Origin of the sequence: Nakamurella deserti, from assembly GCF_003260015.1 — a bacterium.
In the GTDB taxonomy this organism is placed as follows: Bacteria; Actinomycetota; Actinomycetes; order Mycobacteriales; family Nakamurellaceae; genus Nakamurella; species Nakamurella deserti.
Genome location: NZ_QCXS01000002.1, coordinates 315,434 through 333,208 on the forward strand (window position 1 = coordinate 315,434; position 17,775 = coordinate 333,208).

Annotated in this window: 15 protein-coding genes; 12 read left to right on the forward strand and 3 right to left on the reverse strand. The window is 72.9% G+C overall.

Annotated features, from left to right (window positions below):
* Positions 1 to 97: 97 nt before the first annotated feature.
* Complete coding sequence (locus DB033_RS01660) at positions 98 to 2,638, forward strand: ExeM/NucH family extracellular endonuclease (protein WP_111765169.1); 2,541 nt, start codon at positions 98 to 100, stop codon at positions 2,636 to 2,638.
* 129 nt (positions 2,639 to 2,767) lie between these two features.
* On the opposite strand, the gene yczR is transcribed toward DB033_RS01660, so the two are convergent.
* Entirely contained in the window at positions 2,768 to 4,285 is a 1,518-nt protein-coding gene (gene yczR / locus DB033_RS01665; protein WP_170315459.1) for a MocR-like transcription factor YczR, read from the reverse strand.
* 229 nt (positions 4,286 to 4,514) lie between these two features.
* Here yczR and yczE point away from each other — a divergent pair, with 229 nt between their 5' ends.
* From yczE to DB033_RS01680, 3 genes are all read left to right on the forward strand, one after another.
* Positions 4,515 to 5,153, forward strand: coding sequence for a membrane protein YczE (yczE, locus tag DB033_RS01670; RefSeq protein WP_476703778.1), 639 nt, complete (start codon positions 4,515 to 4,517; stop codon positions 5,151 to 5,153).
* Positions 5,150 to 5,737 carry a pyridoxal 5'-phosphate synthase glutaminase subunit PdxT gene (pdxT, locus tag DB033_RS01675; RefSeq protein WP_111765171.1) on the forward strand — a complete coding sequence of 196 codons (588 nt, stop codon included), beginning with the start codon at positions 5,150 to 5,152 and terminating at the stop codon, positions 5,735 to 5,737. The genes yczE and pdxT overlap by 4 nt, the downstream gene beginning before the upstream one ends.
* 102 nt (positions 5,738 to 5,839) lie before the next feature.
* Positions 5,840 to 6,601: a YebC/PmpR family DNA-binding transcriptional regulator gene (locus tag DB033_RS01680; RefSeq protein WP_111765172.1), complete on the forward strand. Its 762-nt coding sequence runs from the start codon at positions 5,840 to 5,842 to the stop codon at positions 6,599 to 6,601.
* A gap of 100 nt (positions 6,602 to 6,701) precedes the next feature.
* On the opposite strand, the gene DB033_RS20480 is transcribed toward DB033_RS01680, so the two are convergent.
* Entirely contained in the window at positions 6,702 to 6,878 is a 177-nt protein-coding gene (locus DB033_RS20480) for a hypothetical protein (RefSeq protein ID WP_157970453.1), read from the reverse strand.
* A 308-nt stretch (positions 6,879 to 7,186) separates the two neighbouring features.
* On the opposite strand from DB033_RS20480, the gene ruvC reads away from it, so the two are divergent.
* From ruvC to DB033_RS01720, 8 genes are all read left to right on the forward strand, one after another.
* Positions 7,187 to 7,726 carry a crossover junction endodeoxyribonuclease RuvC gene (gene ruvC / locus DB033_RS01685; RefSeq protein ID WP_111765173.1) on the forward strand — a complete coding sequence of 180 codons (540 nt, stop codon included), beginning with the start codon at positions 7,187 to 7,189 and terminating at the stop codon, positions 7,724 to 7,726.
* The gene (ruvA, locus tag DB033_RS01690; protein WP_111765174.1) at positions 7,723 to 8,334 is read left to right on the forward strand and encodes a Holliday junction branch migration protein RuvA; all 612 of its coding nucleotides are present in this window, start codon (positions 7,723 to 7,725) and stop codon (positions 8,332 to 8,334) included. Before ruvC ends, ruvA begins: the two co-directional genes overlap by 4 nt.
* Positions 8,331 to 9,404 carry a Holliday junction branch migration DNA helicase RuvB gene (gene ruvB, locus DB033_RS01695; protein ID WP_111765175.1) on the forward strand — a complete coding sequence of 358 codons (1,074 nt, stop codon included), beginning with the start codon at positions 8,331 to 8,333 and terminating at the stop codon, positions 9,402 to 9,404. Before ruvA ends, ruvB begins: the two co-directional genes overlap by 4 nt.
* 197 nt (positions 9,405 to 9,601) lie before the next feature.
* Entirely contained in the window at positions 9,602 to 10,006 is a 405-nt protein-coding gene (gene yajC / locus DB033_RS01700; RefSeq protein ID WP_111765176.1) for a preprotein translocase subunit YajC, read from the forward strand.
* 213 nt (positions 10,007 to 10,219) lie between these two features.
* Positions 10,220 to 12,121 (forward strand): protein translocase subunit SecD, encoded by a 1,902-nt coding sequence (gene secD, locus DB033_RS01705; RefSeq protein WP_111765177.1) that lies wholly within the window; start codon positions 10,220 to 10,222, stop codon positions 12,119 to 12,121.
* Positions 12,118 to 13,410 carry a protein translocase subunit SecF gene (gene secF / locus DB033_RS01710; RefSeq protein WP_111765178.1) on the forward strand — a complete coding sequence of 431 codons (1,293 nt, stop codon included), beginning with the start codon at positions 12,118 to 12,120 and terminating at the stop codon, positions 13,408 to 13,410. Before secD ends, secF begins: the two co-directional genes overlap by 4 nt.
* Positions 13,410 to 14,009 carry an adenine phosphoribosyltransferase gene (locus DB033_RS01715; protein ID WP_111765179.1) on the forward strand — a complete coding sequence of 200 codons (600 nt, stop codon included), beginning with the start codon at positions 13,410 to 13,412 and terminating at the stop codon, positions 14,007 to 14,009. Before secF ends, DB033_RS01715 begins: the two co-directional genes overlap by 1 nt.
* Positions 14,010 to 14,161: 152 nt before the next feature.
* A complete protein-coding gene (locus tag DB033_RS01720) occupies positions 14,162 to 16,621 on the forward strand; it encodes a RelA/SpoT family protein (RefSeq protein ID WP_111765180.1) in 2,460 nt (819 codons plus the stop codon).
* A 6-nt stretch (positions 16,622 to 16,627) separates the two neighbouring features.
* Here the strand turns inward: DB033_RS01720 and DB033_RS01725 are convergent, their stop codons facing one another.
* The gene (locus tag DB033_RS01725; RefSeq protein ID WP_111765181.1) at positions 16,628 to 17,749 is read right to left on the reverse strand and encodes a DNA glycosylase AlkZ-like family protein; all 1,122 of its coding nucleotides are present in this window, start codon (positions 17,747 to 17,749) and stop codon (positions 16,628 to 16,630) included.
* Positions 17,750 to 17,775 lie beyond the last annotated feature (26 nt).

Consider the following 17,775-nt stretch of genomic DNA (forward strand, 5'->3'; position numbering starts at 1 on the left):
CCCCCGGGTCGACCGCGTTCCGACGCTCACCGCGTCGGCGCCGTGGCCGGTCCGTCACCGCCGTCCGCGTCATCCGTGCCGTCAGTGAGGACACCCCATGCCGTTCGCCCCACCCCGACGACCGGCGGGCACCCTCGCCGCCGTCACCGTCACCGCACTGGTCGCCGGTCTGCTGGCCGTCACCCCGGCTGCCGCCGCACCCGCCGCGGACTGCACGGTCCCGGTGACCGCGATCGGTGCGGTGCAGGGCAGCACCGACGCCAGCCCGTCGAGCGGCCAGACGGTCACCGTCCGGGGCGTCGTGGTCGGCGACTACGAGGGCGCCTCGCCGACCTTGCGCGGTTTCTACCTGCAGGACGGCGGCGACGGTGACCCGGCCACGTCCGACGGGGTGTTCGTCTTCGACAGCGGCGCGAACCTCGTCGCCGCCGGGGACATCGTGCAGGTCACCGGCCAGGTCGGCGAGTTCCAGGGCCAGACCCAGATCACCGCGGGTGCCACCGGCATCGGCGGCTGCGGGACCGGCACCGTGACGCCGGCCGAGGTGACCCTGCCGCTCGCGTCGCCGGACGCGCTCGAGCGGTACGAGGGCATGTCCGTCCGGTTCCCCCAGGAGCTGTCGGTCACGGAGACCTTCCAGCTCGGTCGCTTCGGCCAGGTGGTGGTCTCGTCCGGGGGACGGCTGCCGCAACCCACGTCGCTGTTCCGGGCCGGCACGCCCGAGGTGGCCCGCCAGCAGGCCGCGAACGCCCTGAACCGGTTGATCATCGACGACGCCACGAACGCACAGAACCCGGATCCGATCGTCTTCGGCCGCGGCGGACGGCCGCTGAGCGCCTCGAACACCCTGCGCGGCGGTGACACGGTCACCGGAGCCACCGGCGTGCTCACGTTCACCTGGGCGGGCAACGCCGCCAGCGGGAACGCCTACCGGCTCCGCCCTGTGCAGGCCCTGAACGGCGCGGCGACGTTCGTTGCCGCCAACCCGCGCCCCACGAGCGTGCCCGAGGTCGGTGGCACGCTGACCGTGGCGGGCGCCAACCTGCTCAACTGGTTCGACACCACGACCGGGTGCACCTTCGGGCTGAGCGGTGGTCCGGCCGATTGCCGCGGGGCGAACAACCCCGCCGAGCTCGAGCGGCAGGCCGCCAAGGAGGTCGCCGAACTGAACGGCCTGGCGGCCGACGTGGTCGGCGTCGTCGAGGTCGAGAACGACGGGTACGGCCCCGACAGCGCCCTGGCCGATCTGGTCGAACGGCTCGACGCCGCCGCCGGCGCCGGCGCCGGCACCTGGGACTTCGTCGACGTCGACGCCGCCACCGGGGTCGTGGACGCCGCCGGTGACGACGCCATCAAGGTCGGCCTGCTGTACAGGCCGGCCGCGGTCACCCCGCTGCCGGGCCGAACCTGGGCCGACACCGGGCAGGGCGAGCTCTGGGACCGGGTACCGGTCGCCCAGTCCTTCGCCACCGCCGACGGCGAGACCGTCACCGTCGTGGTCAACCACTTCAAGTCCAAGGGCAGCTGCCCGGCCGCGACCGACACCGCGAACGCGGCCGACGCCGACCGCGGCGACGGGCAGAGCTGCTGGAACGCCCGCCGGGTGGAGCAGGCGCAACGGCTGGCGAGCTGGCTGTCGACCACCGTGGTGCCCGCGGCCGGCGATCCCGACGTCCTCGTCGTCGGCGATCTGAACTCCTACGCCGGGGAGGACCCGATCGCCGTGCTCGCCGGCGCCGGCTACGTCGACCTGGCCCGGGAGTTCGGAGGCGCACAGAGCTACTCCTACGGCTTCGACGGCCAGTGGGGCTACCTGGACTACGCGCTCAGCTCGGCGTCCTTGCGTCCGCAGGTCACCGGCGCGGCGGAGTGGCACGTCAACGCCGACGAGCCGACCGTGCTCGACTACAACACCGAGTTCAAGACGCCGGCGCAGCAGGCCTCGCTGTACGCCCCGGACGCCTTCCGCAACTCCGACCACGACCCGGTCCGGGTCGGCCTGCAGCTGACCTCGCCCGCCGTCGCCACCACCACCACGGTCACGACCTCGGCGACATCGGTGGTCGTGGGTGCGCCGGTGACCCTCACCGCCACCGTCACCACCACCCGCCCGGTCGCCCCCGGCGGCACCGTCCGGTTCAGCGTCCGCGGCGTGCCCGTGAGCGGGCCGGTCGCGCTGGTCGACGGTGCAGCGACGGTGACCGTTCCGGCCGTCGTCCCGGGGACGACGACGGTCACGGCCACCTACTCCGGTGACGCCGGGAACCTGCCGAGCCAGGGCTCGGTCGCCCAGACCGCCACCTACGGACTCCGGCTGGTCACACCCGTCCAGGGCCACACGCTGACGGCCGGGACCAGCACGACGATCCGATACCAGCTGGTGGACGCCGCGGGCCGGCCGCTGCCCGACCTGGCCGCCCTGGTGCTCGGTCTCACCTGCACGTCGACGGTGTCGGTGAGCGGCGCACAGACGCTGCGACCCACCTGCGGCCGGTACGACAGCCGCAGCGACAGTTTCACGGTCAGCTGGAAGCCGGCCAGGGCGACCCCCGGCGCGATCACGGTGACCGCGACGGTCCGCTACCCGGACACCACCCCGCCGACCACCGCGAGCGCGGCGGTGACGCTGGTGCGCTGACCGGATCGGCACGGTCGCGCCCCCGCCGCACCCGGCGCCCGGCGGGACGTGTTGACGGCCGCCGGACCGCCCGCCGCGGGAGCCGGTCGCCCGCACACCGGGAGCGGGCGGGTGGTCCGGCTGATCGCCTCAGGTCATCCAGCGCTGGGGGAGGGCGGGCCGGGCCGCGGCCGCCCGGGAGTCGATCGAGGACAGTCGCTGCACCGCGGCGCGCAACGCGTCCGGTGACGCGGTGAACGGCAGCCGCAGGAACGACTCCATCGTCCCGTCCGGCCCGAACCGGGGCCCCGGCACGATCGCCACCCCCACCGACGGGGCCAGCGCGGCCAGGTCCGTCGCGTAGGGCCCCGGCAGCTCCACCCACAACGAGGCACCACCCGCGGGCCGCGTCGGACGCCAGTGCGGCAACTCCGCGTCCAGGGCCGCCAGCAGTGCGTCGCAGCCCGCCTGCAGGCGGGCCCGCTGCACCGTCAGCGCCGGCGCCTCGTCGGCGAGCAGCCGGTCGGCGACCAGCTGGTCCAGCACCGACCCGGCCATGTCCTGCAGCGACCGCACCGCCGCCAGCCGCCCGACCACGCTGCGGTTCGCCCGCAACCAGCCGATCCGCAGACCACCCCAGAACGACTTGGACATCGACCCGATGGTCACCACCCGGCGCGCCCGGTCGAAGGACGCCAGGTGCGGCGGCATCGGCTGCGCCGGGTCGAAGGCGACGTCCCGCAGCGTCTCGTCGACCACCAGCACCGTCGCCGTCCGGGACGCGGCGGTCACCAGGTCGGCGCGGGTGGCCGCGTCCATCACCGCACCCGTCGGGTTGTGGAAGTCCGGGATGAGGTAGGCCAGCCGCGGCGTCGACTGGATCATCGCCGCGGTCATCAGGTCCAGGTCCCACGGCTGCCGCGCCGACGGCCGCACCCCGACCGGTACCGGGATCCGGCGGCTCGACCGGGCCGCCTCCAGCGCCAGTGGGTACGTCGGGCAGTCGAACAGCACCCGGTCCCCGGGTCCGGACAGCTCGGCCAGCACGATGGTCCAGGCGTGCTGGCCGCCGTTGGTGACCAGGATCTCCTCGGCGGTCGTCGGCAGGCCGCTGTCGGTGTAGCGGCGGGCGATGCGCTCGCGCAGCGACCGGATGCCGAGCGGCTCGTAGCCGTCCTCCCGGAAGTAGGCCGACAGGTCCGCCGCCGCGGCGTTCACCGCCGACTGGATCTGCTCGGCCGGCGCCGGCAGCGACGCCGTCGTCAGGTTGATCAGCGCGTCCTCCGCGGTCGCTCCCCACGACAACGGCGACAGCGGCGACAGGTCGTCCGGCGCGCTGCCCGGTGCCGGCCGCAGCACGCTGCCCGACCCACGTCGACTCACCAGCCAACCGTCGTCCCGCAGCAGGGCGTACGCCGCGGCGACCGTGGTCCGTGACAGGTGCAGCGCGTCGGCCAGGGCCCGCTCACTCGGCAGCCGGGTGTGGGCGGCCAACCTGCCGTCGAGCAGCGCGTCCCGGATGCGGCGCGCGAGCTCCCGGTACGTCACCCCCGTCCGGCCCTCGACATCGGCCGGTTGGCTGGCCGGCTTGCCGATCTTGACGTGCCGGGCCAGGGTCGCCGCCGACACCCGGTTCACCGGCGCGGACGGCACAGCGATGGTGGTCACCAGGCCACTCTGCGGGATCTGGCCCGGTGTGGTCAACGGCGAACGCGGTCCACTTTCACCGACCAGGCCAGTCACCCCGAAGTGGCCCTGTCGGACCTGCGGGCGCGACCAGCAGACTGGTGTGGTGCACGACCCGACCGCAGACGCGCCCGCCGCCCCTTCCCCGAACCGACCCGGCCGGCTGGCCCGGCTGACCGCCGCCCCCGGCCGCGCCGCCCGGGCCGTGGTGCTGCCGATCCCGCCGGACCGCCGCCCCCGCCGCTTCACCCAGCTCTTCGTCGGGCTGGTGCTCTACGGCTTCTCGATGGCGGTGATGGTCCGGGCCGGGATGGGCCTGGACCCGTGGGACGTCTTCCACCAGGGGCTGGCCGACCGGCTGCCGTTCAGCTTCGGCATCACCATCGTGCTGGTCTCCTTCGTCGTGCTGCTGCTGTGGATCCCCATCCGGCAGCGACCCGGGTTCGGCACGCTGGCCAACGCCGTCGTCATCGGGCTCGCCACCGACGCCTCGCTCGCGCTGCTGCCCGTCGCGCCCAACGTCACCGTCGGGGTCGTCGCCATGCTGCTCAGCGTCCCGCTGAACGCGTTGGCCGGGGCGCTGTACATCGGTGCCGGCCTCGGCCCCGGGCCCCGCGACGGGCTGATGACCGGCCTCGTCGCCCGCGGCGTCGGCCCGGTGATGGTTGTCCGGACCGGTCTGGAGGGCAGCGTGCTGCTCGGCGGCTGGCTGCTCGGCGGACCGGTCGGCATCGGCACCGTGGTCTACGCGCTGGGCATCGGCCCGATGCTGCAGCCGCTGATGCCGATCTTCGCCATCGACAAGCCCGTGCCCGCCGCAGCACCCGCCGGCCTCACCTCGCCCGCATGAGCGCCACCGTCGGCGTGCTCGCGCTGCAGGGCGACGTCCGCGAGCACCTGGACGCGATCGAGCGGCTCGGCCACCGCGGCGTCCCGGTCCGTCGCGCCACCGAGGTCGCCGTCCTCGACGGGCTGATCATCCCCGGCGGCGAGTCGACCACCATGAGCCGGCTGCTCGACGTGTTCGCCCTCCGCGAGCCGCTGGCCGAACGGCTGGCCGCGGGACTTCCGGCGTACGGCTCGTGCGCCGGGATGATCATGCTCGCGACCCGCATCGTCGACGGCCGGCCCGACCAGCGGCCGTTCGGCGTCCTGGACGTCACCGTGCGGCGCAACGCCTTCGGGCGGCAGGTCGACTCGTTCGAAGGCGACGTCGACATGGCCGGCATCGACGGCCCGGTGCCCGGCGTGTTCATCCGGGCGCCCTGGGTGGAACGGGTCGGGCCCGACGTCGAGGTCCTCGCCACCGCCGCCGACCATCCCGTCGCCGTCCGGCAGGGGCCGATCCTCGCCACCTCGTTCCATCCCGAGATCAGCGGCGACCTGCGGGTCCACCGGCTGTTCCTGGACCTGGTCACCGCGTCGGCCTCCTGAGGCGACGTAGACTCACCCGTCGAACCTGCGGCGGTCGCGGCCTCCAGCCCGCCCGCGTGCCAGGGACACCGAGCGGGATACGAGCGAGAGGTACGGCAGGCAATGAGCGGCCATTCCAAGTGGGCCACCACGAAGCACCAGAAGGCCCACAAAGACGCCAAGCGCAGCAAGCTGTTCGCCGGGCTGATCAAGAACATCGAAGTGGCCGCCCGGATGGGCGGCGGCGACATCAACGGCAACCCCACCCTGTACGACGCGGTGCAGAAGGCCAAGAAGTCCTCGGTGCCCAACGACAACATCGACCGTGCGGTGAAGCGCGGGTCCGGCGCCGAGAGCGGCGGCCTGGACTACACCTCGATCATGTATGAGGGCTACGGCCCGAGCGGCGTGGCGATGATGATCGAGTGCCTGACCGACAACCGGAACCGCGCGGCGTCCGAGGTGCGGGTGGCCGTGACCCGCAACGGCGGCACGATGGCCGACCCGGGTTCAGTGTCCTACCTCTTCAAGCGGATGGGTCAGGTCGTCGTCCCCAAGGGCGAGCTGAGCGAGGACGACGTGCTGATGGCGGTGCTCGACGCCGGTGCCGAGGAGGTCACCGACGCCGGTGAGACGTTCGAGGTGCTCACCGAGCCGTCCGACCTGATGCCGGTGCGCACCGCGCTGATCGACGCCGGCATCGAGTACGACTCCGCCGACCCGACCTTCGTGCCGTCGCTGAACGTGCCGCTGGACCTGGAGTCGGCGCGCAAGTTCATGAAGCTGGTCGACGCCATCGAGGATCTCGACGACGTGCAGAACGTCTACACCAACGCCGAGATCCCCGACGAGGTCGGCGCGCAGCTCGACGAGGACGACGAGTAGCACCGTTTCGCAGGACGTCCACAGCCGCGGCCGGGATCACCGGCCGCGGCTGTGTGCTGTCCGGATGTGTGCTGTCCGGGAGCGGGACGCCGGCCTGCGGTCAGGAGCGCTGGGCGGGGATCTGCCGGCCGGGGGCGCCGGCCGCCGGGCACTGCTCGTGGACGAAGCCCGCGCCCTCCTTGCGGATGCGGTCGGACAACGTGATGCGCGCACCGCAGTTGCCGCAGCTGATCCGGGCACGCCGCGACGAGGAGGACCGGGTGGACAGGAATGACATCGGGATCCGTTCGCAGGGGTTCGACACGAGTGACCACGTTCCGGGGGCCTCGTCGCCGCCGAACGCCTGAATCCGCCACTGACCAGCGGCTGAGACGTCGCCGACAGTAGCAACCGTCACCCGGATGATCCACCGAGGGGCATCGGAGCATCCGTCCGCGCGGTCCGCTTACGCCGGGGTCCGCCACCGGTCACGGGCGTGGCGTGCCGTGCCGGCGGACTTGCGCCGGTAGCGTCCTCGGGCGTACACGTGTTCGGTCGCGTGGTGGGTCGTTGTCGTGCGGCAGCGTGACGGAGAGGCGGTACGGGGTGCGCGTTCTGGGCGTCGATCCCGGGCTGACCCGGTGCGGGGTCGGTGTGGTCGACGGCGGGCCGGGGATGAAGCCGGTGCTGGTGGACGTCAGCGTGGTGCGCACGCCGTCCCAGTCGGACGTCTCCCACCGGCTGCTCACCATCGCCGCGCACGTCGAGGCGGCCATCGACCGGCACGCGCCCGACGCGGTGGCCATCGAGAAGGTCTTCAGTCAGCACAACGTCTCCACCGTCATCGGCGTGGCCCAGGCCACCGGGGTGGTCGCCGTGATCGCCGCCCGGCGCAGCATCCCGGTCGCGTGGCACACCCCCAGCGAGGTGAAGGCGGCGGTGTCGGGCAACGGGGCCGCCGACAAGGACCAGGTGACGGCGATGGTGATGCGGCTGCTCCGGCTGACCACCGCGCCCAAGCCGGCGGACGCCGCGGACGCCCTGGCGTTGGCCATCTGCCACCTGATGCGCGCCCCGCTGCAGGCCCGGCTGGCGCAGGCCGCCCGCCTCGCCGACCTGGCCGCCGCGACCCGGGCCGGCCGATGATCGCCTCCGTACGCGGCGCCGTGCTGTCGATCGCCCTGGACCGGGTGGTCGTCGAGGTGGGCGGGGTGGGGCTCGCGGTCCGGGCCACCCCGGCCACGCTGGCCACCCTCACCCGGGGGCAGGACGCCTACCTCGCGACCACGCTGGTGGTGCGGGAGGACTCGCTGACCCTGTTCGGCTTCGGCTCCGACGAGGCCCGAGACCTGTTCGAGCTCGTGCAGTCGGTGACCGGCGTCGGACCCAAGATCGCACTCGCCCTGCTCGCCGTGTTCACCCCCGACGAGCTGCGGCAGGCGCTGGGCTCCGGGGACGTCACCGCGCTGACCCGCGCGCCCGGCATCGGCCGGAAGGGCGCCGAACGGCTCGTGCTGGAACTCCGCGACAAGGTCGGCGTCCTGCCCGGCACCGGCGCCAGGCCCGCGGCCGGACCGACCGTGCTGTGGCGGGACAAGCTGGTCGAGGCGCTCACCGGCCTGGGCTGGACCGCCAAGCAGGCCGGCGACACCGTCGACACCCTCGCCGAGGACGTCCACGACCCGGCGGTCCGCAACGGTGACGTCGGGGTGCTGCTGCGCCGCGCGCTGGCCCTGTTGGGCGGGAAGCGATGACCGTGCCACGCCCCGACGACCCCGCCGACGACGACCACCTCGTGTTCGCCGGCGAGCTGCCCGGCGACGAGGTCGACGGCTCGCTGCGGCCGAAGAGTCTCGGCGAGTTCGTCGGCCAGGCCCGGGTCCGCGAGCAGCTCGAACTGGTGCTCACCGGCGCCAAGATGCGCGGCGCCGTCCCCGACCACGTCCTGCTCGCCGGTCCGCCCGGTCTGGGCAAGACGTCGCTGGCGATGATCATCGCCGCGGAGCTGGGCAGCTCGCTGCGGCTGACGTCCGGTCCCGCGTTGGAGCGGGCCGGTGATCTCGCCGCGATGCTGTCCAACCTCGTCGAGGGCGACGTCCTGTTCATCGACGAGATCCACCGGATGGCCCGGCCGGCCGAGGAGATGTTGTACCTGGCCATGGAGGACTTCCGGGTCGACGTCATCGTCGGCAAGGGACCCGGTGCCACCTCCATCCCGCTGGAGATCGCCCCGTTCACGCTGGTGGGGGCCACGACCCGGTCCGGGCAGCTGACCAGCCCGCTGCGGGACCGCTTCGGGTTCACCGCGCACATGGAGTTCTACGAGCCGGCCGACCTGCGCCAGATCATCAGCCGCTCGGCCGGGATCCTCGGTGTCGACCTGCGGCCGGACGGTGCCATCGAGATCGCCCGCAGGTCCCGCGGGACACCCCGGATCGCCAACCGGCTGCTCCGGCGGGTGCGCGACTTCGCCCAGGTCCGGGCCGACGGGGCCATCACCCTGGAGACCGCCCGCGAGGCGCTGGCCGTCTACGACGTGGACGAACTCGGCCTGGACCGCCTCGACCGGGCCGTGCTGTCGGTGCTGTGCCGCTCGTTCGGCGGTGGTCCGGTCGGGTTGACGACGCTGGCCGTCGCGGTGGGGGAGGAGCCGAGCACGGTGGAGGAGGTCTGCGAGCCGTTCCTCGTCCGGGTCGGCATGCTGGCCCGCACCCGCAACGGCCGGGTCGCCACCGCCGCCGCCTGGGACCACCTCGGGATGACGCCGCCGGACGGCGCTCCGGGCGGTCAGTCGCTGCTGTTCACCACACCACCGGAGGAATGACGCCGCGGGTTTCGGAGACCGTCCGTAGCGGGTCGCTCCGGTAGGCTGGGTCGACATCCTGACCTGCATCACCGGGTGCGTCCGTCACGTCACGGGTGCGTCCGGCCCACGGTGCGGGACACCCGGAGGAGTCGGCGACGCCGCGGACGGCCGTCCGTGCGTGCCGCCCCGGGCCAGGCACCGAAGAGGGAGAAACCATGGATTCCAACGGCATGTTGATGATCGTGCTGCTCGTGTTCGTCGGCGGCATGCTCTACCTGTCGTCGCGGACCCGCAAGAAGCAGCTGGCCGCACAGCAGGAGAAGCTGAACTCGATCGTCCCCGGCGTCCGGGTGACGACGATCGCCGGTCTGCAGGGCACCGTCACCGCGATCGCCGACGACACCATGGAGCTGGAGATCGCTCCGGGGGTCCGCACCACCTGGCTGCGCGCCGCGGTCCGCGACGTGGTCGTCGCTCCCGACGCCAGCGACGCGGTGGACCTCGAGGCGGCCTACGGCGGGGAGTCCTACGACGCCGACGCCCCGGTGCGCCTGACGAAGGACGCCGACACGGATGCCTACCGCACCGACGGTGACAACCGCCACAAGGATCTCGGCTAAGCTCGCCGATCGCAACTCTCTGTCGTTCGGCGGTCACCGCCCGGGTGGAGTTCGCCGTGCGAGCTTGTCCGCCGCGGTGATCGGCCGAACGATGGGAGTGATGCTCCACGCCGGTACGACGACGTCGTCCGGAGTCCAGCGTCGTCGTCCGACCGCCGGTGGTTGTCCGCCCGGGGGTGGGCGGCGGCGTGTCCATGAGGGGAACAAGCACACGTGGCAACACCGGCCAGCCAGTACCGGCCCTGGCGACTCATCACGACCTTCGTCGGGCTGACGGCGATCCTCTACGGCCTGGTGTTCTTCACCGCCGGCTCCAATGCCCCGAAACTGGGGATCGATCTCCAGGGCGGGACCAGGATCACCCTGACGGCGCAGTCGAGTGACAATTCGACGCCCACGCGCCAGTCGATGCAGCTGGCCCGCGACATCATGGAGCGCCGCGTCAACGGCTCCGGTGTCGCCGGGGCGCAGGTGCAGATCGACGGCAACAACCAGCTGATCGTCACCGTGCCGGGCACCGAGGACCTCACCAACCTGACCCGCTCGGCGCAGCTGTCGCTGCGTCCGGTCGACTGGGACCCGACCTCGGGCACCGGTGCCGTGACGCCGACCCCGAGCGCGGGGGCGAGCGTGGCCCCGACCGCCCCCGCGGACGCCACCGATCCGGCCGCGTCCGTCGACCCCTCGGCCGCCGCGACCACCGAAGCGCCGGCTGCCACCACCGAGGCGCCGGCTGCCACCACCGAGGCGCCGGCCAGCCAGGGCCTGCGCGGCGGGTTCGCCGCCCGCGCCGAGGAGACCACCGACCCGTCGGCCCCGGCCACGGACGGCGCCACCCCCGCCCCGGCCACGGACGTCTCCGCGACCGACGCCACCGGTACGGAGTCGACCGGCACGGAGTCGACCGGCACCGAATCGACCGGCACCGAGTCGACCGGCACCGAGTCGACCGGGACCGAGGCCGCCCCGGCCACCGTGGAGTTCCCGGCGTCCAGCGATCCGAACGTCCCGACGCAGCCGTCGTCGACGGTGCAGGCCGACTGGACCACCTGGCAGACCGACATGCAGACCGCCATCCTGAGTGGCCTGTCCTGCGCCCAGATCAACCAGTACGCGGGGCTGGACGATCCGGCCAGGCCGCTCGCCTCCTGCGATGCGGCCACCGGCATCCCCTACATCCTCGCGCCGGTCTTGATCCCCGGCGACCAGGTGGACACCGCGACCTCCGGTTACGACGCGTCCCAGGGCTGGGCCGTCAACCTGAAGTTCAAGGGCGAGGGCTTCACCCAGTGGGCCGCCTACACCACCGCCAACGTGGGCAAGCGGGTCGCCTTCGTGCTGGACGGTGAGGTCATCACCGCGCCGACCATCCAGGGCGCGATCACCACCGACACCCAGATCACCGGCAGCTTCACCCAGGCGACCGCCACCGACCTGGCCAACTCGTTGAAGTTCGGCGCGCTTCCGCTGGCCTTCGAACGGTCGTCGTCGGACTCGGTCACCGCCGAGCTCGGGCTGTCCTACCTGCGGGCCGGCCTCATCGCCGGCGGCATCGGGCTGCTGCTCGTCGTCGTCTACTGCCTGGTGTACTACCGCCTGCTGGGCGTGATCACCATCCTGTCGCTGGTCCTGTCGTTCGGGCTGGTCTACGCGGTGATGGTGCTGCTGGGCCGGTGGATCAACCTGTCGCTGGACATGGCCGGCATCGCCGGTCTGATCATCGCGATCGGCATCACCGCGGACTCCTTCGTCGTCTACTTCGAACGCATCAAGGACGAGGTCCGCGAGGGCCGTTCGTTCCGCTCGGCGGTGCCCCGCGGCTGGACGCGCGCCAAGCGCACCATCCTGTCCGCCGACGCGGTGTCGTTCCTCGCCGCGGCGATCCTGTACGCGCTGGCGGTCGGCGACGTGAAGGGCTTCGCGTTCACCCTGGGCCTGTCGACCGTGCTCGACCTCGTCGTGGTGTTCCTCGTGACCCACCCGCTGGTCGCCCTGGCGTCCGGCCGCAAGATCTTCTCCTCGCCGACCTGGTCCGGACTGGGGTCGGTCGCCGACGCCGGTCAGGAGCAGCGCGCGTCGGCGTCGTCCTTCGTGAAAGAAGCCGTGAAGCGATGACCACCACCACCCCCGACGTGCCCACAGTGCCGGGACCCAAGCCCCCGGTCGCGCACCGCCGGAGCTTCCTGAACCGGCTGACCACCGGCACCGGCGCGTTCGACATCATCGGGCACCGCCGGAAGTACTACATCGTCTCGCTGGTGCTCGTAGTGCTGTCCATCGCGCTGATCATCATCCGCGGGTTCAACTTCGGCATCGACTTCGCCGGCGGCACCCGGATCCAGTTCCCGGCGAGCAGCTCGATCAGCACCGACCAGGTGGCGCAGGCCGTCGCCGGCAGCACCGGGGTCGAGCCCGAAGCGGTGCAGACCGTCGGCACCGGCGCGTCGGCCACCTTCCAGGTGCAGACCACCACGCTGTCCGCCGATCAGGTCGTCTCGCTCAAGCAGGCCGTCGCGAGCGCCTTCAACCTGACCACCGAACAGATCTCCGACTCCGCGGTGTCGGAGACCTGGGGCGGTGAGATCTCCCAGCGGGCGGTCATCGCCCTGGTCGTGTTCCTCATCGCGGTGAGCGCGTTCCTGTGGATCCGTTACGAGCGGCGGGTCGCCATCGGCGCCGTCATCGCCGTGGTCCACGACATGATCATCACGGCGGGCATCTACGCGCTCGTCGGCTTCGAGGTCACCCCGGCGACGGTCATCGGCCTGCTCGCCATCCTCGGCTTCTCGCTCTACGACACCGTCGTGGTCTACGACAAGGTGCAGGAGAACACCAAGGGCCTCACCAGCCTGCTGCGCCGCAACTTCGAGGAGGCGGCCAACCTCGCCGTCAACCAGACGCTGATGCGCTCGGTCAACACCACCGTCATCGCCCTGCTGCCGGTCGGCGGCCTGCTCGTCGCCGGTGTGGCCATCCTCGGCTCCGGCACCCTCAAGGACCTCGCCCTGGTGCAGCTGGTCGGCATGATCGTGTCCGGCTACTCGTCGGTGTTCCTGGCCGTGCCGATCGCGGTGGACCTGCGCCTGCGGGATCCGCTGATCAAGGCGCACACCGCCCGGGTCGCCGCGCGCCGCAAGGCCGAGGGGATCATCGTCGACGCCGACGGCGACGCAATCGGCCGGGTGCCCGGCACCGGGACACCGGACGACCAGGACGCGCCGGTCCGCCGCGTGCCCGGGGCGGACGGCCCGACCGCGCCCCCGAAGCCCGGCGTCAAGGCCCAACGCACCGGATCCCGCCCGGTGGGTGCCGCCCCGCGTCCGGTGTCCGGCGCCCGTCCTGCGGCCGGCGGTTCGCGGCCGGTCGGCAAGGCGGCCCGGCCGACGGGCAAGCGCGCCCGTTAGTGGCGGCCTTCCCGCCCGGGGCGGACCGTCGGGTCGACCTCTCGGGGCACGACCGCGCGTCGGTCACCGCGGCCGCCGCGGCGCAGATCGAGCGGTTGACCCGTGTCGTCCCGGACTTCCCCGTCCCGGGGGTGCTGTTCCGTGACGTCACGCCGGTGTTCACCGACGGCGCCGCGCTGGCGCTGGTCGCCGGGGCGCTGGCCGCCACCGCCCCCGACGGCTTCGACCTGGTCGCCGGGCTCGACGCCCGCGGCTTCCTGCTCGGCGGGGCGGTCGCGGCGATCTGCGGCAGCGGTGTCCTCGCCGTCCGCAAACCCGGCAAGCTGGCCGGCGCGGTCATCGGCCAGGACTACGCGCTGGAGTACGGCACCGCGCGGCTGGAACTGCATCCCGACGACGTCCCCGACGGCGCCCGGGTGCTCGTCGTCGACGACGTCCTGGCCACCGGCGGCACCGCCGCGGCCGCGTGTTCGCTGATCGGCCGGGCCGGGGGGCGGGTCATCGGGGTCGCCCTGATGACCGAACTCGTCGACCTCGGCGGCCGGGCCGTGCTGGCCGCGGCCGGGGTCGACGCCGTCACCGCCATCTGCGCGGTCTGAGCGGTCGCCCGGGCGGGGGCGGGCGTCCGGACACACCGACGCCCGCGTCGGCTCCCCGGCTATCCTCGGATCCGGGGCGGAGCCGCAGGAGCTCGAGCCCCGTGCCGACCGGTGGACCCGGCCGACCGCCCTACGTTCCCCGAGGAGGCGCCATGACGTCGCACGTCGCCGACGCCGCCGCGAGCAAGGCACTGCTGGACGAGGAGGCGGCCGACGCCGCCGGCCCGGCCGACCGCGCCGCCAGCGACGCGGAGCTCACCGTGGCCGCCACCCAGAAGGCGCCGCAGACCGACCCGGCGCTGACCCCGCCGATCGCGCCCGAGCCCGCGCCGGTCGCGGTCACCGCCGGCACCGCCGACGCCGCCCCGGTGTCGGCGACCCGCCGGGTGCGGGCCCGGTTCACCCGCCGGATGAGTGGCCAGCGGCAGGCGTCCGGGCCGACCACCGTGCTCGAGCCGCTGTTCGCCGTACACCGCGGCTACCACCCGAAGGCCGACCTGCGGATGCTGCAGCGGGCCTACGAGGTCGCCGAGGAGGCGCACCGGGGCCAGTTCCGCAAGTCCGGTGACCCCTACATCACGCACCCGCTGGCCGTCGCGAGCATCCTCGCCGATCTCGGGATGGACACCACGACGCTCGTCGCGGCGCTGCTGCACGACACCATCGAGGACACCCCGTACGGGCTGGAACAGCTCAACACCGACTTCTCGCCCGAGATCGGCCACCTCGTCGACGGTGTGACCAAGCTGGACAAGGTCGATTTCGGGGACGCCGCCGAGGCCGAGACCATCCGCAAGATGGTCATCGCGATGGCGCGCGACCCGCGGGTGCTGGTCATCAAGCTCGCCGACCGGCTGCACAACATGCGCACCATGCGGTTCCTGGCGCCCGAGAAGCAGGCGAAGAAGGCGCGGGAGACGCTCGAGGTGCTGGCGCCGCTGGCCCACCGCCTCGGTATGGCCACCGTGAAGTGGGAGCTCGAGGACCTGGCGTTCTCGATCCTGTACCCCAAGCGCTACGACGAGATCGTCCGGCTGGTGGCCGACCGGGCGCCGTCCCGCGAGACCTACCTGACGACCGTCGCCGACCAGCTCTCCCAGGAGCTGACCGCCGCCAAGATCACCGCCCAGATCGTCGGCCGCGGCAAGCACTACTACTCGATCTACCAGAAGATGCAGGTCCGCGGCCGCGACTTCGACGAGATCCACGACCTCGTCGCGGTGCGCATCCTGGTCGACTCGCTGCGCGAGTGTTACGCGGCGATGGGCGTGGTGCACGCGCTCTGGCAGCCGATGCCCGGCCGGTTCAAGGACTACATCGCGCAGCCCCGCTACGGGGTCTACCAGTCGCTGCACACCACGGTGATCGGCCCCGGCGGGAAGCCGCTGGAGGTGCAGATCCGCACCACCGAGATGCACCACACCGCCGAGTACGGCATCGCCGCGCACTGGCGCTACAAGGAGACCAAGGGCACCCACCAGGGTGGCGGCCCGATCGACGAGATGGCCTGGATGCGCCAGTTGCTGGACTGGCAGCGGGAGGCCGGCGACCCCGGCGAGTTCCTGGACAGCCTGCGCTACGAGATGGCGTCCCGGGAGATCTTCGTCTTCACCCCCAAGGGCGACATCCACACGCTGCCCACCGGTTCCACCCCGGTCGACTTCGCCTACGCGGTGCACACCGAGGTCGGCAACCGCTGCATCGGCGCCAAGGTCAACGGCCGGCTGGTGCCGCTGGAGCGGACCCTGGACAACGGCCAGATCATCGAGATCTTCACCTCCAAGGCGCCGACCGCCGGCCCCAGCCGGGACTGGCTGAACTTCGTCGTCAGCTCGCGGGCGAAGAACAAGATCCGCCAGTACTTCGCCAAGGAACGCCGGGACGAGGCGATCGAGGTCGGCAAGGAGGCCATCACCAAGGCCATCCGCCGGGCCGGCCTGCCGGTACAGCGGATGATCTCGCACGACAGCCTCGCCGCGGTCGCGCACGACCTCGGCTACAAGGACATCGCCGCGCTGTACGCCGCGGTCGGTGAGAACCACATCGTGGCCAGCACGGTCGTGTCCAAGGTCGTCTCGCTGCAGGGTGGGGTGGAGGAAGCGGGCGAGGCGATCGCCGAACGCGCCCCCGCCCGGCACCGCCCGATGCAGCGACCCAGTGGTGACGCGGGAGTCCTGGTGCACGGCGTCAGCGACCTGCAGGTCAAGCTCGCGCGGTGCTGCACCCCGGTGCCGGGCGATCCGATCCTGGGCTACATCACCAAGGGCGGTGCCGTCTCGGTGCACCGCACGGACTGCACCAACGCGGAGTTCCTGCGCAACGAACAGGAACGGCTGATCCCGGTCGGCTGGGATCCGCACGCGTCGTCGGTGTTCCTGGTGGCCATCCAGGTCGAGGCGCTGGACCGGCACCGGCTGCTGTCCGACATCACCAAGACGCTGGCCGACGAGAAGGTCAACATCCTGTCGGCGAGCCTGGCGATGACCAAGGACCGCATCGCGGTCAGCAAGTTCTCGTTCGAGATGGCCGATCCCAAGCATCTCGGGCACCTGCTGCGCGCCGTCCGCGGCGTGGAAGGGGTCTACGACGTGTACCGGGTCACCAACGCCTGAGCCGGGTCAGGCCGCGATCACCACGGCCGCCGCGGCCATCCCCCGGACGCGCCGGACCCGGTCCGCCTCGGCGTCCAGGGCGCGGCGTTGGCCGGCCGTGAGCGGGCGGAACGGGGTGACCGTCAGCGTGAGCGTGCGACCCTGCGTCTTCGGCCGCCAGGTCCCGGCGACCTCGCCGCCGGCCAGCACCGCCCCGGCCGGGCCGAGGGCGGGCCACAGCGCCTTCCAGTGCGCCTTGTCCGGAACGATCAGGCTGCGGGTGCGTGGCTGCAGCAGCGGGTCGCCGGGCGGCAGCAGCCGGACGAGGTCGGCGACCGCGGCCGGGTCGGTCGCGGCGATCCGGTCCCGCCGGTCCGGGGTGGTCTGCAGCCGCTCGCCGTCCACGACCACGGTGCGGGTGTCCGGCCACGTCAGGTCACCGGGGCGGGTGCCGAGGTGGGCGGCGACCTCGGCCTTCGTCGCGGCCCCGTAGAGGTCCAGGAACGCCTCGACCAGCCCGCCGGTGCCGGCGGGCGCCGCGGGCACGGACACCGTGCCGAACGGCTGCAGGGTCGCCTTCTGTCCCGGGACGAGACCCAGACCGGCGGGGAGGGCCGCGCACCGGAACAGCAGTTCGGGCACGTGGTCGGTGCCGCACGGCGTGCAGAACGCCACGTACCGGGCCGGCAGGGTGACCGTCAGCGCCGTGCTCACCTCGGCCTTGGGCATCGGACGCGTCACCAGCCGTCGCATCGTGTCGGCCACCGCCCGCAATGCGTCCAGCGCCCCGGTGCCCTGCGCCGCGAGCGCCTTGCCCGAGCCGGCGAGCACGGCCGTGGCCGCCGCCTCCGAGCCCGGCCACAGCGCGTCGGCGACGCGCTGGAGGTCGGCCCGCGGGTGCACGTGCGGGGTGCCACGCAGGGTCCAGGCCAGCGCCAGCGGGCTGGCGGCGTCCGGAGCGCCGACGAGCGGGGGTTCGGGGTGCCGGGCGGCGAGCGCCAGGGCGGCGCCGCCGTCGCGGTCCTGCACCCCCAGCGCGAGCACTGCGTCGAGCCGCCCGGTGCGGTCGAGCCCGGAGGCGAGGATCCGGGATGCGGTGAGCCGGTCGCGTTCGATGCGGTCGACCGGGCCGGACGACGTGGTGCCCATCGGTCACCCCCGGGAACGGGTCCGGC

Bases quoted from the DNA above. Each gene is read 5' to 3' on its own strand.
- ruvA (WP_111765174.1), top strand. From the start codon at position 7,723: ATGATCGCCTCCGTACGCGGCGCCGTGCTGTCGATCGCCCTGGACCGG.
- yajC (WP_111765176.1), top strand. From the start codon at position 9,602: ATGGATTCCAACGGCATGTTGATGATCGTGCTGCTCGTGTTCGTCGGC.
- DB033_RS01720 (WP_111765180.1), top strand. From the start codon at position 14,162: ATGACGTCGCACGTCGCCGACGCCGCCGCGAGCAAGGCACTGCTGGAC.
- secF (WP_111765178.1), top strand. From the start codon at position 12,118: ATGACCACCACCACCCCCGACGTGCCCACAGTGCCGGGACCCAAGCCC.
- DB033_RS01725 (WP_111765181.1), bottom strand. From the start codon at position 17,749: ATGGGCACCACGTCGTCCGGCCCGGTCGACCGCATCGAACGCGACCGG.
- DB033_RS01680 (WP_111765172.1), top strand. From the start codon at position 5,840: ATGAGCGGCCATTCCAAGTGGGCCACCACGAAGCACCAGAAGGCCCAC.
- DB033_RS01660 (WP_111765169.1), top strand. From the start codon at position 98: ATGCCGTTCGCCCCACCCCGACGACCGGCGGGCACCCTCGCCGCCGTC.
- ruvB (WP_111765175.1), top strand. From the start codon at position 8,331: ATGACCGTGCCACGCCCCGACGACCCCGCCGACGACGACCACCTCGTG.
- DB033_RS20480 (WP_157970453.1), bottom strand. From the start codon at position 6,878: ATGTCATTCCTGTCCACCCGGTCCTCCTCGTCGCGGCGTGCCCGGATC.
- pdxT (WP_111765171.1), top strand. From the start codon at position 5,150: ATGAGCGCCACCGTCGGCGTGCTCGCGCTGCAGGGCGACGTCCGCGAG.